The sequence below is a fragment of the Streptomyces sp. BA2 genome, assembly GCF_009769735.1.
Lineage (GTDB): Bacteria > Actinomycetota > Actinomycetes > Streptomycetales > Streptomycetaceae > Streptomyces.
Genome location: NZ_WSRO01000002.1, coordinates 101,110 through 117,045, shown reverse-complemented (window position 1 = coordinate 117,045; position 15,936 = coordinate 101,110). Strand labels below are relative to the sequence as shown.

11 protein-coding genes are annotated in these 15,936 nt (G+C 70.1%); all 11 read right to left on the bottom strand.

Annotated elements, in window-relative coordinates; translation table 11 throughout:
• Positions 1-177: 177 nt before the first annotated feature.
• On the bottom strand, positions 178-1,710 hold the full coding sequence (locus tag E5671_RS03120) for a GH12 family glycosyl hydrolase domain-containing protein (RefSeq protein WP_160502329.1): 1,533 nt from the start codon (positions 1,708-1,710) through the stop codon (positions 178-180).
• Positions 1,707-4,466, bottom strand: coding sequence for a glycoside hydrolase family 48 protein (locus E5671_RS03115; RefSeq protein ID WP_160502328.1), 2,760 nt, complete (start codon positions 4,464-4,466; stop codon positions 1,707-1,709). Before E5671_RS03115 ends, E5671_RS03120 begins: the two co-directional genes overlap by 4 nt.
• A 160-nt stretch (positions 4,467-4,626) precedes the next feature.
• Positions 4,627-6,453 (bottom strand): endo-1,4-beta-xylanase, encoded by a 1,827-nt coding sequence (locus tag E5671_RS03110; RefSeq protein ID WP_160502327.1) that lies wholly within the window; start codon positions 6,451-6,453, stop codon positions 4,627-4,629.
• 643 nt (positions 6,454-7,096) lie between these two features.
• On the bottom strand, positions 7,097-8,596 hold the full coding sequence (locus E5671_RS03105) for a SulP family inorganic anion transporter (RefSeq protein ID WP_443032558.1): 1,500 nt from the start codon (positions 8,594-8,596) through the stop codon (positions 7,097-7,099).
• On the bottom strand, positions 8,593-9,183 hold the full coding sequence (locus E5671_RS03100) for a carbonic anhydrase (protein WP_160502326.1): 591 nt from the start codon (positions 9,181-9,183) through the stop codon (positions 8,593-8,595). The genes E5671_RS03105 and E5671_RS03100 overlap by 4 nt, the downstream gene beginning before the upstream one ends.
• A gap of 223 nt (positions 9,184-9,406) precedes the next feature.
• Complete coding sequence (secD, locus tag E5671_RS03095; protein ID WP_160502325.1) at positions 9,407-11,749, bottom strand: protein translocase subunit SecD; 2,343 nt, start codon at positions 11,747-11,749, stop codon at positions 9,407-9,409.
• A gap of 62 nt (positions 11,750-11,811) precedes the next feature.
• Positions 11,812-12,216: a hypothetical protein gene (locus E5671_RS03090; RefSeq protein ID WP_160502324.1), complete on the bottom strand. Its 405-nt coding sequence runs from the start codon at positions 12,214-12,216 to the stop codon at positions 11,812-11,814.
• 523 nt (positions 12,217-12,739) lie between these two features.
• Positions 12,740-13,459 (bottom strand): GDSL-type esterase/lipase family protein, encoded by a 720-nt coding sequence (locus E5671_RS03085; RefSeq protein ID WP_160502323.1) that lies wholly within the window; start codon positions 13,457-13,459, stop codon positions 12,740-12,742.
• Positions 13,456-13,935 (bottom strand): cupin domain-containing protein, encoded by a 480-nt coding sequence (locus E5671_RS03080; RefSeq protein WP_160502322.1) that lies wholly within the window; start codon positions 13,933-13,935, stop codon positions 13,456-13,458. The genes E5671_RS03085 and E5671_RS03080 overlap by 4 nt, the downstream gene beginning before the upstream one ends.
• A gap of 83 nt (positions 13,936-14,018) precedes the next feature.
• Complete coding sequence (locus tag E5671_RS03075) at positions 14,019-14,852, bottom strand: helix-turn-helix domain-containing protein (protein WP_160502321.1); 834 nt, start codon at positions 14,850-14,852, stop codon at positions 14,019-14,021.
• A gap of 515 nt (positions 14,853-15,367) precedes the next feature.
• A complete protein-coding gene (locus E5671_RS03070; protein WP_160502320.1) occupies positions 15,368-15,559 on the bottom strand; it encodes a DUF4236 domain-containing protein in 192 nt (63 codons plus the stop codon).
• Positions 15,560-15,936 lie beyond the last annotated feature (377 nt).

Genomic DNA, 15,936 nt, shown 5'->3' with positions numbered 1-15,936 from the left:
GGCGAGCGCCGGCAGCAGCGCCGCGAGCCTCCTGAAGCGGCTCTTGCGTCTGAGGTGCATGGTGGTGTTCATCGTTGCTTGGTGTTCCTCTCGGAATCGGATAAGGGTGTGCGGAGGTACGGCCCGGTGGCGGGAGGCAGCGGGAAGGATTCCCGCCACCGGGTGTCCGGGGGTGAATCAGGGCGCGGTGCCCCACAGGAGTTGGCCGCCGGAGTAGACGCCGATCTTTGGTGCGTCCGTGTACGCGCTCGCGGTGCCGTGGCTGTAGTCGTCGGCCTCGTTGAGGTTCGACCAGTCGCTGCGGTGCAGCCGCAGTTGGATGTCGCCGGTCGAGGTGCCCGCGGCGAGTGTGCCGCCGGTGACGTTGACCTTCAGGTAGCGGTTGGCCCCGGTCGTCGTGCCGTTCGTCGACACCGAGTGGGTGAGGTTCGAGCAGCCGATCTGCGCCCAGTCGCACCAGGTGGTGTACGAGGAGGCCGAGTCGTCGAACCAGTAGCGGATCTCGAGGTCCTTCAGACTCTGCGCACCGCTGCCGGTGTTGACCAACCGCAGGTTCATCCCGATGGCGTTGTCCGTGACGCTCGTATCGCTCGTCTTGTACTGCACCTTCAGATTGCCGGTGCCCGACCCACCGCCCGGTGCGGTGGTGACGCTCACCGGACCGGCGGGCGGCGAGGCGTTCCCGGCCGCGTCCAGGGCGCGCACGGTGTAGCTGTACGCGGTGGACGCCGTCAGTCCCGTGTCGGTGTACGTCGTGCCGCCGGTGGAGCCGACACGGGTGCCGCCGCGGTAGACGTCGTACGACGTGACGCCGGTGTCGTCCGTGGCGGGGTCCCAGGCCAGCGAGGCGGACGACGAACTCGCCCCGGTGGACCGCAGGTTGCGGGGCGCGGTCGGCGGCGTGGTGTCCCCGCCGCCCGAGCCCTTACTGGCGTCGAACGAGAAGGAGTTCACGCCCAGTCCCTGGCCGCCCTGCCAGATCTCGAAGCCGGCCTCGGCGTCGATCAGGTAGTGCGCGGGGTTGATCTGGCCGCGTGCGGTGGCGTCGTCGACGAGGCGCTTCACGTCGAGGTCGGTCACCGCGGTGGCGCCGCCCTGCAGCACGTACGAGATGACCTTCCACCCGGAGGCGCCGGGACCGGTCCACACGTCCCACGTCCGGCCGTCCGCGGTGATCGTCGCCGTGCGGGAGCCGATGGGCTGGACGCCGCCGCGGTGGTTGATCCAGATCATCAACTCGGTGCCGTCCGGCTGGTCGTCGGTGGTGGGCGTGGAGTTGAACCACAGGTCGTACGCGGCGTTCCAGGCACCGGAGGCGACCTGAGTGGTGTCGAACGTCGACCGGGCGCTGCCCAGCTCGCTCACCCGGATCGGCAGGCCGCTGTTCGCGGTGCAAGCGCCCCAGTGGCAGCCCTTGTAGCTGGACGGGTAGGTGGCGGGCGGCCCCGCCGTGGTGAGCGAGAAGTTCGCCTCGGTCAGCTTCCAGGCGCCGGTCGCGGTGTCCACGCTGACGCACTGGCGGGCCGAGGAGTTCCACTCGTTCTGCTGGTACGTGTACGCGCCGCCCTGCATCTCGGTGGTGCCCCACTGGGTGCAGTCGGTGACCGGCGCGGCCGCCGCCGGGCCCGCGCCGGTGAACAGCGCGAGCCCGGCGAGCAGGATGCCCGCGGCGGTGGCGGCGAGGGCGCCGCGCAGGTGTCGTCCCGTCACGGCGCCGTCCCCCAGACGAGCTCGCCGCCGACATATGCGGTGATCTTGGAGGCGTCCGCGAAGGACGCGTTGGTGCCGCGGCTGTAGTCGTCGGCCTCGTTGAAGTTCGACCAGTTGCTCTTGTGCACGCGCAGCTGTATCTCGCCGGAGTCGCCGCCCGCGGCGACGCTGCCCGCGCCGGCGCTGAAGCCGACCTCCAGGTAGTGGTCCGCGCCCGTCTTCGGGCTGCTCATGGCGACCACCCGGTGGGTGATGTTGGCGGCGCCGAGCATCGCCCAGTCGCACCAGGTGGTGTACGTGGACGGCCCGCCGTCGCCGGTGAAGTAGTAGCGGACGGTCACCGTGGAGAGGCTGAGCGCGCCGCCGCCGGTGTTGCCGACCTTCAGGGACATGCGCAGGGCGTTGTCGGTGGCGTTGGAATCGGTGCTCTTGTACTGGACCTTGGCCCCGCCCGTACCGCCGCCGGCCTTGGTAGTGCCGGTGACCTCGGCGGACAGTGCGGAGGCGTTGCCCGCGGCGTCGCGGGCGGCGACCCGGTAGTGGTACGCGGTGGCAGCGGAGAGCCCGGTGTCGGTGTAGGTGGTCGCGGTCGGGGTGCCGACCGGGGTGCCGTCGCGGTAGACGTCGTACGCCGCGACGCCGGTGTCGTCGGTGGACGCCGTCCAGCTCAGCGACACGCTGGTGCCGGTCGTCGCCGTCACCGTCAGGCCGGTCGGGACGGTCGGCGCGGTGGTGTCGCCGCCGCCGGGGCCGCCCTCGTCGCCGAGGAGCTCGGCGTACGAGGCGAAGGAGAGCGCCATCGCGGCCTGCGCCCAGAAGCGGTGGTACGTGAAGACCGGCGGGGCGCCGCCGTCGAGGTACGTCTGCACCTTCGACCAGCCCGGCTCCTGTTTGAGCCACGGCCGCATCCCGATGAAGGTCGTGCCGGAGCCCAGCTTCACGCCCTGCGGGGAGGTGCCGGACCAGCCCGCCGGGAAGTACACCGGGTCGTCGAAGCGGTCGTAGTCGCGGCGGGTCTCGGGGACGGCGATGCCCTTGGCGTCGGCGTGCTCGGCCATGGCGTCGAGCAGGGACTTGGCGAGTCCGGCGGCGTCGGCGTCCCCGGACTTCGCGGCGTAATAGATCAGCGTCATGGACAGCGCCGCGCCCACGCCGACGTCGTCGCCGTAGTCGACGACCGATACGTGCAGGCCGGTGTTGGCGCCGGGGTTCGTGGCGCTCCAGGTGTCGGGGGCGCCGGTCCAGCGCAGGGTGGCGGGGAAGCGGTAGCTGCCGTCGGCGCCGACGGTGGTCTCCTCGGAGGCCCAGGCCACCCACTTGTCGAGGACTGCCTTGGCGGTCGCGTTGTTGGTGACGTAGTAGTACTGGGCGACGCGCTCCATGCACCAGACCTGGAAGCCGAACCAGTTGTTGCTCGGCGGGTCGTGGTAGACGGGCTGCCAGTCGTACGCCATGCCGTAGAAGGTCGGTGTGCCGGCCGGCGGGGTGCCGTACTGGCCGTCCCAGCTGTTGGAGCAGCCGCCGGCGAGCCCGCCCTCGGAGGACTGCAGCCAGCGCAGGAACTCCAGCTGCCGGGTGAGCGACTTCTGCCAATCGCCCTTCGCTGTCGGCGACTTGGGGGTAAGGGCGGGGATGGTGGACAGCGCCCAGGCAGCGAGGGGGTTCTGGTAGCCCTGGTGGGCGATGCCGTCGCCGATGCGCCAGGCCCAGCCGCCGCCGGTGCCTGCGGAGCCGCCCCAGGCGTAGTACCAGGACAGCAGGTAGTGCTGGGCATCGCGGCCGGAGGCGGGCTGGCAGCCGGTCGGGCTGGTGCAGTTGCCGATTTTCTTGAAGTACTTGTCGAACATCGAGTAGCGCAGGTAGTCGCCCATCTTCGCGGCCTTGGCCACGGAGGCGGAGACCTGGCTCCCCTTGCCCTGCGCCGTCGCCCACGTCAGCGCCCAGTACGCGGCCTGCACGGCGCGCGCGTCGGCGTCGGGGGCGTTGGTGTACTTCCACTGCTTCGCGTACGAGGCGTCCTTGACGAAGAGGTCGAGGTAGCCGTTGGGGCCGCCGTACTTGAAGAGGTCGGTGCTGGGCTGCGGGATGGTCTCCCAGACCGACTCCTGCGCGCCGCGCTGGTAGCTGTTGATGAAGGACGCCATCTTGCCGGGGCCGAGCTCGTCGCCGGTGCCGGGCTTGTTGCCGAAGCCGTAGACGTTGTCGAGGTCCATCAGCCAGTGCATGCCGTAGACGTCCATCGTCCCGTACACGGAGGCGAGTTCGGCGGCGATGGGGTCGGAGCCGACGGAAACGGAGGGGTTCAGCTCGGACGGGTAGCTGGTGACCTGCGGGTGCTCGGGCGCGTAGGTGGCGGGCTTGGAGGGGGTGTACGAGTCGTTGGTGGGCTGGTCGATGTGCGGCGGGATGATCGAGGCCTCGGCGACCTCCCAGGACTTGTTGAACGGGGCCCAGTCGCCGGTGACCCGGCCGTACGCCGCCTCCAGCCAGATCCAGAAGCTGAACGCCTCGGAGGTCGTCTGGTGGCCGTGGTCGGGAGCCTCGACGATCAGGGTCTCGGCGCAGTGGTACGGGATGCCGTCCGGGCTGAAGTAGCCGCTGTCCGGGCTCTTGATCTTGTTGTACTGAGTGAGGAAGGCCTCCGTGTAGGGGCCGTCGGCGGCGGCCGCCGCTTGTGCGGCGGACCCGGCCGGGGCCTCGGCAGCCTGGGCGAACGCCTGCCCGGCGCCGAGGGCGACGAGCGCGCCGCCGGTCACGCCGACGAAGGAACGCCGGGAGAGTAACGCGGATCTTTCGGATCTTTCGGGCACTTCGGGGTGTGCGGACACAGGTCCTCCAAGAGGGGGTCCGGGTGGGAGTGGTGGTGGTGCCGCCGAAACGGTCCGGGCGGGCGGGGCCGGCCGCCCGGACCGCGGTTCAGGGGGTGGTGCCGTAGACCGTCCGGCCGTCGAGGTGGACGGTGATCTTCGGCGCGTCCGCGAAGGAGGTGTTCGTACCGCGGCTGTAGTCGTCGGCCTCGCTGAAGTTCGACCAGTCGCTCTTGTTGAACCGCAGTTGTGCCTCGCCGCTCGAGGCCCCCGGGGCGAGGCTGCCCGCCGTGGCGGCGAAGCCCACCTCCAGGTAGTGGTCGGCGCCGGCCTTCGGGCTGCTCATCGCGACGACCCGGTGCGTGAGCGTCCCGCAGCCGAGCACCGCCCAGTCGCACCAGGTGTTGTACGTCGTGGCGCCGGACCCGCTGCTGAAGTAGTAGCGGACGGTCACCTCGGAGAGATCGACGGCCGAGTCGCCGGTGTTGACCAGTTGTAGCCCGGGCTTGATCGAGTTGTCGCCGGCGGACTGGTCGTTGTTCTTGTACTGGACCTTCAGGGCGCCGCCGCCCGTCCCCGCCGGCTGCGTCGTCGCGCTCACCGGGGCGGACTGCGCCGAGACGTTCCCGGCGGCGTCGCGGGCCCGCACCGTGTAGGCGTACGCGGTGGAGGCGGCGAGCCCGCTGTCGGTGAAGGACGTACCGGAGGCCGTCCCCACCTTCGTGCCGCCGCGGTAGACGTCGTACCCGGTGACGCCCGTGTCGTCGGTGGCGGCGTTCCACGCCAGGGAGACGGAGGCCGAGGTGGTGCCGGTCACCCGCAGCCCCGACGGCACGCTCGGGGCCTGGGTGTCGACCGCGCCGGTGTCGCCGAGGGCCTTACGGATCGCGTCCATGACGACGGGCTTGGGCTGCAGGTTCCCGTCCCACGGGAGGGCCGAGCCCTCGCCGTCGAAGACGCCGGGGATCCAGGAGTACTTGTCGGTGTAGTCCCAGACCGTGATCCCGACGCACCGGGTGACGGCCAGGCAGGCCTCGGTGACCCGGCGGTAGTACTCGGCCTGGGTGGCCTCCTTCGCCGAGTCCTCCGGCAACTGCATCCGCACGTCGAGCTCGGTGACGGCCACGTCGAGGCCGAGGTCGGCGAAGCGCTGGATGTTCTGCCGCATCTGGTTCGGGAATCCGTACTGGATCGCCAGATGCGCCTGCAGCCCGACACCGTCGAGCGGCACGCCCGCCGCCTTCAGGTCGCGGGCGAGGGCGTAGAGGGCGTCGCTCTTCGAGCCGAGTCCCTCGACGTTGTAGTCGTTGATGTACAGCTTGGCGTCGGGGTCGGCGGCCCGGGCGGCGCGCAGGGCGTGGGCGATGAAATCCTTACCCATGGCGTTGTGGAACGGCGAGTTGCGGAAGCTGCCGTCCTCGTTGAAGGGCTCGTTGACGACGTCCCAGGCGAACACCTTGCCGCGATAGTGGCCGGCGACATTGGCGATGTGGTTCTCCATGGCGGGGCGCACCTGTGAGGCGGGCAGCTGCCCCACCCAGCCGGGTAACTGGCTGTGCCACACCAGGGTGTGGCCGCGAACGCTCTGGCCGTGCGCCTGGGCGAAGTCCACGATCTGGTCGCCGCCCGAGAAGCTGAACTGCCCCTGGGTGCGCTCGGTGCTGTCCCACTTCATGGAGTTGCCGGGGGTGATCTGCCCGAACTGGGAACCCAGGATCTGGGTGTACGGGGCGTCGGACAGTTCCCCGTTGTCGGTCGCCGAGCCGAAGTACCTGCCCTTGGCGTCGGCGAGCTGATGCAGCGTCGGCGGCTCGGCCGCGGACGCCGGCGAAGGCGTGAGCCCGATCGCGGCCGCCGCGAGGGCGAGGGTGGCGATCAGGGCGGCGATGCTCCGAGACGCCCGTCTTCGGGCGGGGGTTATGGGCGCCAGCGTCATGCTGGTTCCTCTCTCCGAATGCGGGAGGGGGATGCTCGGGTGTCACCGAAGCCCTGCGACGGGGGTCCAACCGGTCACGGCGCTCCGTCTCCTCCCCGCGGCTCTGGTGGGAGATGGTGCAAGCCTTGAAGTCGTGGGAGCGCTCCCAAAGTGCTGTAGCGGGGTGCACCTGTCAAGAGTTGGGTCGAAACTTGCGTAGCAACTGACGAAAATGACGACAGCTCGGGCCTTGCGGATGTCTTCCTGCCCTCCGCAGACAAGAACCAGCACAACCGCAATCCGGACGACAACCGGAAGGTGATCTGCCCTGACGGCTGGGCAGCCACCTACGGCAACCCGGATTTGCCACCAAGGCCACCGAGATGAGCTCCACCGACAAGGTGTCCTGTGACGAGTTCGCCTATCGACCTTCGACTGCGACGTCCCCACACGGCCCCCAGTGGCAGAAGCACAATCCACCGTCCCACCGCAAGCCCCGCGGTCGAACCGCTTTTCCGGCGCTGGGGGGGGGAGCGGCGAAACCAGGACACTCCGAGGCGCCCGGAACCTGAGCCCCGATCGCCGACCAGCGTCCCTCTCTCGGGCCCCGCCACGTCAGGCAGGGGCTCGAGCGAGGGACGCTACGCTCCCGCGAGAGGGTGCGTCAGCCGGACGTTGCCCGCTCCAATGGCATCTCAGTGACCTCCACCGGCTCGGTCCCGGCCGCACTGTGCCGCGCCGACCAGTTCTCCAGCGCCGTCCCGCATGCGTGGTCGAGGTGGTGCAGGCCCGAGAGATCCAGCCGGATGGGACGGTCCTGAGGCAGCGCCTCCAGGCTGTCGAGGATCTTCGGCAGCCGCAGGAAGGTCGCATTGCCCGTCAGGCACGCCTCGATGGGGCCGGCGCCCTTGTCGGTGACCTCCAGCTTGATGTGCGAGGCCTGCCAGGCAGTCTTCGCCACGGACAGCGCCAGGCCGATCAGAACACCCTCGAACATGTTCACCGCGACGATCGCCACCGCGGTGACCACCAGGATCAGCGCCTCGCCCCGGTGCGCGCGCCACAGCGTCACTGTCGAACGCAGCGGGATGAGCTTCCACCCCGCATGGACGAGGATGCCCGCGAGGGCCGGGATCGGGATGAGCGCCAGTGCGAAGGGGAGCAACGCCGCGAACAGCAGCAGCCATACGCCATGAAGGACGCGCGAGGCCTTGGTCCGCGCGCCTGCCTGGACGTTGGCGGAGCTGCGCACGATGACCGCGGTCATCGGCAGCGCGCCGAGGAACCCGCTCACGACGTTGCCTGTGCCCTGGGCGATGAGCTCCTTGTCGTACTCGGTGCGCGGCCCGTCGTGCAGCCGGTCCACGGCCGCCGCGCTGAACAGGCTCTCGGCCGACGCGATCAGGGTGAAGGCCAGAACTGTCCCGAGCACGCTCACGTCGGCGAGCCCACCGATGGCGTCGAGCCCTGGCAGTTGAATGGAGCCGGCCAGCCCTTGCACCTCGACCGTGTCGACCGGCATGGCGAATGCCACAGAGGCCAGTGTGGCCAGCGCGACCGCGGCGAGCGCCGCCGGAACGGACCGTACGGGCCGCGGCAGCCGCTTCCACACCAGCATGACGGCGATGGTGCCCGCGCCGAGAGCGAGGGATGCGAGGGCAGTACTGCTCCCGGCGGCAGCGACCAGTGCCCGGGGCAGCCCGGAGATCTTGCCCAGGCCCGAGGCCGGGGCCGTCATGCCGGCCGCCGCGTACAACTGGCCCGCGATGATCACGAGTCCGATGCCGGCGAGCATGCCCTCGACGACCGAGACCGAGATGGCCCGGAACCAGCTCCCCAGCCTGAAGGCTCCCATGGCCAGTTGGAGAAGGCCGGACGCGAGCACGATCACCCCGAGTGCGGGCAGCCCGAATTCCTGCACGGCCTCGAAGACCAGAACGGTCAGTCCGGCGGCAGGGCCCGAGACCTGGAAGCTGCTGCCGCGCATCATGCCGGTGACCAGACCGCCCACGATGCCGGTGATCAGGCCCAGTTCGGCCGGCACACCGGAGGCCACGGCGACGCCCACGCACAGTGGCAGGGCGACCAGGAACACGACGAGCGAGGCGGCGAAGTCCTGCCGCAGATGAGGGAATTTCGTCCGGTGGTCCACGGTCGCGCTCACAGGGCCTGGAAGGTGTCGCCGTGCACGTCATGGGCCAGTACTGACCCCGTGTGCACTTCGTAGAACCAACCGTGCAGGCGGAGTTGGTTCTGCGCGAGGCGGCTTTCGACGTAAGGATGGGAACGAAGTCGCAACAGCTGTGTCAGCACGTGGTTCTGCACGGCCTGGGCGACGGCCGGGTCTTCCACCACCCCGTCGGGCCGGGGCGTCGCGTACGCGAGCCAGTCGCGCACCGCGGGGACGGAGGTCAGGTCGTCACCGCGTAGCAGCGCGCCCACCGCGCCGCAGTGCGAGTGGCCGCAGACGACGATGTCCTGGACTCCGAGCACCTCCACCGCGTACTCGATGGTGGCCGCCTCGCCCGTGGGCTGCTCGGAGGCGTACGGAGGGACGATGTTGCCCGCGGTCCGCAGCTCGAAGAGATCACCAGGACGGGCCCCGGTGATCAATGAGGGGACGACCCGGGAGTCGGAACAGGTGATGAACAGAACCTGCGGGGACTGGCCCTCGGCCAGTCGGGCAAACTCCTCGGGTCGTGCCGCGGACTGTAGGTGGAAGGACCGGGCGTGATCGATGAGGGGCTGCATATCGGAAAGTTCCTCCTGGCACGCCAATTGACGGCGCGTCGGTTGGTGCGAGGCGGTGGGCTCGACAAGATCCACAGTGACGGAGTGATCCTGAAGACAACCTGAAGCCACCTGAACCCGTCTTCAGGTGGCCGGTGGCAGGGTGGGGACCCGCCTTCAGGTGGCCGGTGGCCGGCGGTAGGGGGGCGACTCACCGCTCGTCGCGCGCCCTCTCACCTCCCGCTCACACCACGGCGCCGGAATCCCGCGCCCGTCCGCGTCGCTCCAGCGGGCTCCGCGCTCCGTTGTCCTCGCCGCGCTTGGGGTGCACCGGCGGCGCCGGGCGGCTGCCCTCGAGCTGCACGGCGATCGGCACGGCCGTGAACACCGTCGACGCCATACCGATCAGCACGCCGGCGATCAGCGCCATGGAGAAGTCCGCGAGCGAGTCGCCGCCGAGCACGGCCAGGGCGGCCAGGATGAACAGTGCGCCCATACCGGTGTTCACCGTGCGCGGCAGCGTCTGGATGACGGCCTTGTTCGCGGTGGTTTCCAGGTCTGCCGCCGGATCGCGGCGGCGCGCCTCGCGTACCCGGTCGAAGACGACGACGGTGTCGTTGACGGAGTACCCGATGACCGTGAGCAGGGCCGCCAGGAAGATGCTGTCCACGGGCTTGCCGAGCCAGGCGAACAGACCCACCACGAGCAGCACGTCGTGCACCATCGCCAGTACCGCCGCGGCGGCGAACGTCCACCGGAACCGCACACTGAGGTAGACCAGCTGGGCGGCTACGGCGATGCCGAGCGCGATGAGCGCGTGCCGGCGCAGCTCGTCACCCAGGCTCGGCCCGATCAGCTCGTCGCGCTCGACGGTGACTTCGCCGCCCTCCTTCGCCAGCGCCGATTTGATCGTGTGCTGCTGGTCGTTGCTCAGCTCACCGGTGCGTACGGAGATGTCCCCGGCCCCCGACTCCTGCACCACCGCGCGCGGGAACCCGGCGTCCGTGACCGCCGTGCGGGCCGCGTCCACGTCCACGGGCCTGCTGGTGCTGTACTCCACCAGGCGCCCGCCGGTGAACTCCACCCCGAAGTGCAGGCCGCGCAGGCCGATTCCGGCGACGGCAACCACGATCAGCAGCGCGCTGACGCCGAGCCGGCGACGCCGGTGGTGCACCAGGCGGGGGGTGCGGTGTGCGAGCCAGGCTCGTACCCGGCCGGTGGAGGTGATGCCCGTCAGGCCGGGCCGGTTGCGTACGAAGCGCCGCCCGATCGCGAAGTCGGCGAGGACCCGGGTAATCACCAGGGCCGAGATCATCGAGACGAGGACACCGATGGAGAGTGTGACACCGAAGCCTTTGACAGGGCCGGTGGCGAAGAAGAAGAGCAGCCCGGCCGCGAGCAGGGTGGTCACATTCGAGTCGACGACCGCGCTCCACGCCTTGCCGAAGCCGGTGCGCAGCGGCTTGTCCAGATGCGCCGAGGCCGGATTCAGGGTGCGCACTCCCAGATATTCCTCGCGGGCACGCTCGAAGACCAGCACGTTCGCATCCACAGCCATGCCGATCGCCAGGACGAAACCGGCGAGTCCGGGCAGTGTCAGGGTCGCCCCCAAGGCGACCAGAGCGGCATAGGAGATCAGCCCGTACAGCGCGAGCGCGATGGTGGCCAGGGCGCCCAGCAGCCGGTAGACGACGAGGATGAACAGCCCCGTCAGGGTGAGTCCGATGACCGCGGCCTGGGTGCTGGCGGCGATGGCGTCGGCACCGAGCGTGGGGCCGACGGTGCGCTGCTCCATGACCTCTACGGGCACCGGCAGCGCACCCCCCTTGACGAGCGCGGCCAGATCGCGGGCCTCGTCCTGGCCGAAGCCGCCGGTGATCTGCGTGGAGCCGCCGGAGATGCCGACCTTGCACGCCACATCCGCGCTGACGCCGGGCGCCGAGAGGATCTTGCCGTCCAGGACGATGGCGACGCGCCGCTCGGGGGCGCCCTGCGGGGCACAGGCCGCCGCCCCGGTGACCCGTGCCCAGTCCTTGTCCGCCTGGCCGCGGAAGGTGAGGTCGACCATCCAGCCCGACATCTTCTGCTGGTCGAGCACCGCTTCGGCGTCCTTGACGCCCTCGCCGGTGAGGGCGGTGGGCCCAAGCTGGAGGAACGCGCCCTTCCGGTCGGGGACGGCCAGGGTGCGCGAGCCGTCCTTGGCCGGCTTCCCCTTGTTCTCGTCCTGCTGGTCCGTCGCGCCCTGGACGGGGTGGACGGTCAACTGCGCGGTGCGGCCGATGACGTCGGCCGCCTCACGCGGGTCCTGCACGCCGGGCAGTTCGACGATGATCCGCTGCTGCCCGGACCGGTACAGGCTCGGCTCGGACACACCGAGAGCGTCGACCCTCTGACGGAGCACCTCCAGGGCCCGCTGGGTCGATTCGGCATCCGCCTCGACGACGGGTGAGTTCTTGGTCTCCAGGACGATCTGGGTGCCGCCGCGCAGGTCGAGGCCGAGGCGGGCGGATTGGGTGAGAGCGAAGAAGAGTGAGGCGGCGATCACGCCTAGGGCGACGATCGCCCGCCACATCTGTGCGCGAGACATGAGTTCTCCACGATGGGCAGGCAGACGGAGTCGACGTCTGCCCCGGGCGCGGTGTCGAACGGTCAGGCGTCGATATGGACTTCGGTGCTCCATCGGGACGGTGGGCCACGCGGGCGATGGGCGTCGGCGTCCTGGCTCGCTCCTGTGGCCGAGGTCGCCACGGCCACGGCGGGGCCGCCGACGGAGCGGTGCGGGGCCGCGTCCCCGGCGCCAGGGCGCAGGAAACCGTGGAACGGGTAGGGCACGGCCTCGGCGTGGCCGAGCAGGGGGTGCGCCACGGTGACGGTTCGCTGCGCGTGGACGGTCGCGGATGCCTGCGCGGTCACCGTCGCGGCCGTGCCCGTCGAGGACGGGCGGGGCGCGGCCACCGATTTGGCCGACGCCGGCAGGAGGAAGGTCAGGGCCGCGAGGAGCGCGGCGAGAACGACGGCGGCCGGACGCGTGGGGTGAGCGTGGTGGTGCTGCACGCCTCTTGCCCCCGCTCAAGTCGTTGTACGGAACCAGCAGTTGGGCACTGTGAGCCGACGACACGGCTCGCCCGGTCGTCATTGACACGAACGCCCTCGAGCACCCGGAGGTTCCCGACTCACCGCAGGAACGCCTCCGGCGGTGGCGTGCGCTGGTACTTCGTCCCTGGAGATGAGTGGGTGGAGGACGGCTCCGCGTCTACCCACCCCCGACCAGCACCGCTAGCAACTCACGGTGTGAACCACGATCTTCCTCAGCAAGAGCTACCCCCTTCGTACCCCCTTCGTCGATTCGCGGGGATCTTCGCATCAGGCGCCGACAGTGCGATCGCTGAGCGAGGAGGGCGTGCTTGCGGAGGAGTTCGAAGCCGGCTCGGCCGAACATCTGACGCTTGAGATACGCCGCCGTGAACTGTCGGATGACGAGTGGGCCACCGGCCTCCTTCGCGCAGCAGCGGCGGCCCCTCAGTCACCAACTCGCCGGCCACAATGTCGAGTGCGACGTCGACTCCTCATGAACCGGCTATGTGCTCTGGGGCGGCAGACAGTTGTCGATGACCTCGGCGACAAGGGCGGCGCCGCGGCTGTTCTGGTGGATGTGATCGGTTGTGAGCACGAGCCCCCGGCGTCGCGAGATCGTGTCGAGGCTGCGGCGCAGCACGGCGTGCCGGACGAGGACGCTGACGCCCGCAGCGGGCGTCAGCTCCCGGTATGGGATCGGCGCCGGGTCCGCTTGGCGTAGTTCCTCGATCTGGCGTTCGTGGAGCGGAAGGTAGGTCGCCTCGTTGGTGGTGGCAACCTCGGCGATCATCCGGCTGTACGCCTGCGATGCTTGCGCCGCCGCTCCGTCGAGTTGTTGGCCGAGGACCGGGAGCGACAGCAGACCGATCGTCGCGTCGGTCTCCGTTCGCAGCCGTTCGACGACGGCTCCCAGGCACTGCTGGAACCAGCCGGCCGACGGGCGCTCGGGCAGCTGCTTGCGCTTCATGGCCCGCTCGACGGGGTAGCCGGCGAGGCTCGCTCGGGCGTCGTTGGTCCCGATCAACACGGTGATCACATCAGGCGGATCTGCGACGACGGCATCGAGGCGCCGCGAGAGGTTGTAGACGAAGTCGCCGTTGGCGCCGAAGCGGGCGAGCCGCACGGTGCCGGGAGGGTGGCGTCGCTTGAGAAGGTCCAGGTAGTCGACGCTGAGCTGCGCGCGGGTGAGGCTGTCGCCCAGGCACGCGACACGTGTCGTCACGGCGCTTGCGTGCCGGGCGTGCCGACGTGCTCGGTCGGGCGGGTATCGGTTCGGGGACGGTGGTCGGTGCCCAGTCCGGCGGTGATGGTCAAGATGGACGCCGGCCCCGTCATGTCGACCGCGTGCCATGCCCCGGCCGGGTTGACGGTGGCCTCGCCAGGCCCGAGCACCACGCGCTCGGGCACCGCGTCCACATCGCGGGTGACCGTCACCGACCCGCTGAGGCAGATGACCAGTTCGTCGCCGGAGGGGTGGCGCTCCCAGTGGTCGCTGAGGCCGTCGCCATCGCCGTCGCCGTCGAAGATCGCCACTATCCGGCCCTCCGCGCCGTCCGCTGCGACCGCGGCGCTGTAGGCCTGAAGCACCTGCGGGTTCCAGGCGAAGCCCTCGATGGGTTTCGCTCTCGATCCCAGTCCGAGGTGCACGGGGGTGGTCCGCAAGTCGATGGCATTGCGTTCGTCGTTGACGAGTCTCATGCTGACGATCGTCACAGGACGGGGATCGGGTGGTCTTGAAGAAAAGGGAACGGAAGTAGGGGCGGCGGGCAGCCGGTCCGCGACTACCCGGTCCCGAGGAGGACTTCGCTGCGACGCCAGGCTGTCGGCGATCGGCCCGTGAACTCGCGCCAGTCCCGGACGAGGTGGGCCTGGTCGGCGTAGCCGGAGACGTTCGCCACCTCGGCCCAGGGGAGCGGAGCGTGCACTGTTGCCAGTGCGTGGGCGTGCTCGAAGCGCAGAACGCGGGCGAAGGTCTTGGGCGACAGGCCCACCTCACCGCGAAACCGCTCGGTGAGGTAGCGGCGGCTCCAGCCCAGTTCTGCGGCGAGCGCCCCAACCTGGGCGCGGCCTCGCGCGGCGACGAGACGGCGCCACGCCTCGGCCACCTCGGGCCCCTCCCGGGGCACGCGATCACCGCCTCCGCGGCCGACGGCTCGTAGGAGCAACTCATCCAGCGCGGCGAACCGCGCGGCCCATGTTGTCGCCGCTCGAAGCCGGTCGACCAACTCGACGCCAAGCCCTCCGAGAAGCTCCTCGAGTGGGATGAGTTGATGGGCGAGCGCAGCGGCGGGCATGCCATAGACGGCCCGGGCCCCCAGCGGTGTCAGCGACACCCGCACACCTTGTTGGCGTCCGTCGTGGTGGATCGCGACGGACCGGCACATCAGACCACTGGCCACGCTGTCGAATCGGGTGACCGGTGACCCGTCGTCGACGCCCGCCGCCACCTCCAAAGGGTCGGACAGGCTGATCACCGCAGTGAGCACCCGGCCCGGCGGACCGCAGTGCACCCCCGCCGGGAACCCGCGAAGGTCGAACCCGACATACGAGCCGACGTACCGCCGCAAGGCGGGCGCTGGACGTGCAGTGATCCTGGTAGCCGTATGATCCTCCACCTTCGTCAGTGTACGAACTGGCGAGCCCGGAACGGCCACCGCCCGAGCGAACTCGCTCTGCTCGCCGACCACTTCAGTGTCCACGGCCTGGTCCTGGGCCGCTCGACCGCGCCCCGGCGACGACATCGGCGATGGGTCGATCGCCGCAAGAAATGGGTTGAAATGGGTGGGTGCGCACTTTCGAGCCGTCATCGGCGGGCCGGTTGCGCCGTGGCCTGATCTGCGGTGGTCGGGTCGGGCGGGGGAGTGGTCGGGGTCGGCTCGCTCGCCGCGGTGGTGGGCGGCGACGGTTCAGGGTGCGGGCGGGCCCTTTCCCGTGCGGCGAGTGCACGTTGAACGTCGCTCCTTCCACGCAGACCCGTCAGAACGGCCGGATTGCGGGGACGGCAGCGCTCGGCTGGGGTTTCTAGCCGAGCGCTTGGCGTGCGTGGCCGTAACAGGGCGCAGCGCGTCGCGGGATCAAATTTTTCCGGGCAGGTCCGGAGCCGACTCAAGGCTGCTCACCTGCTGTCCTCTTACCGTCGCTTCGTTGTGCGCCGCCAGCCGAACGGGCCCGGCAGGTCCATCGACGTGGTGCGCCGGCCGGTGCTGCTGTGGGTGCGGCGGGGGCCGTGGCGGCCGCCTGTGGTGAGGGACCACGAGCGCTTGTTGATGTTCAGCCGTACGCCGGGAAGTATGCGGAAGCTCTTGCGGAACGTGAGCGGCATGGAGTCCTCCTGATGTCCGTCTCCGAGTACCCGGACAGGGCCGCCCCTCACGTACGCGGCGGCCCCCGTGTCCATTCCCCGAGGCGATCGCTCAGGGTAAACCCCCACTCACAGGGACCAGTTGGGAGGACGTGGCTGCTGGGGGAGACCGGCGAAGCTCACCCGCATGACGAAACCCAAGCACACCGCCCCTCTGCTCACGGCCGCCGCCGTCCTCTGCGGCCGGTCGAAGCGGGCGGAATGTTGGCAGTCAGCCAGGAACGAAGCGTCGGGTTCGTCGAGTTCGACGGGGCAGCGGATGCCGCGGGCACGGAAGCGGCGCAGATCGCGACGCCCCTTCGATGCCTGGGTCGCCCGGAACACCGCCCCTTTCCGTT

What these genes read in the sequence shown, in the direction of transcription:
- secD (WP_160502325.1), bottom strand. Translation starts at nt 11,749, where the DNA reads ATGTCTCGCGCACAGATGTGGCGGGCGATCGTCGCCCTAGGCGTGATC.
- E5671_RS03100 (WP_160502326.1), bottom strand. Translation starts at nt 9,183, where the DNA reads ATGCAGCCCCTCATCGATCACGCCCGGTCCTTCCACCTACAGTCCGCG.
- E5671_RS03080 (WP_160502322.1), bottom strand. Translation starts at nt 13,935, where the DNA reads ATGAGACTCGTCAACGACGAACGCAATGCCATCGACTTGCGGACCACC.
- E5671_RS03110 (WP_160502327.1), bottom strand. Translation starts at nt 6,453, where the DNA reads ATGACGCTGGCGCCCATAACCCCCGCCCGAAGACGGGCGTCTCGGAGC.
- E5671_RS03070 (WP_160502320.1), bottom strand. Translation starts at nt 15,559, where the DNA reads ATGCCGCTCACGTTCCGCAAGAGCTTCCGCATACTTCCCGGCGTACGG.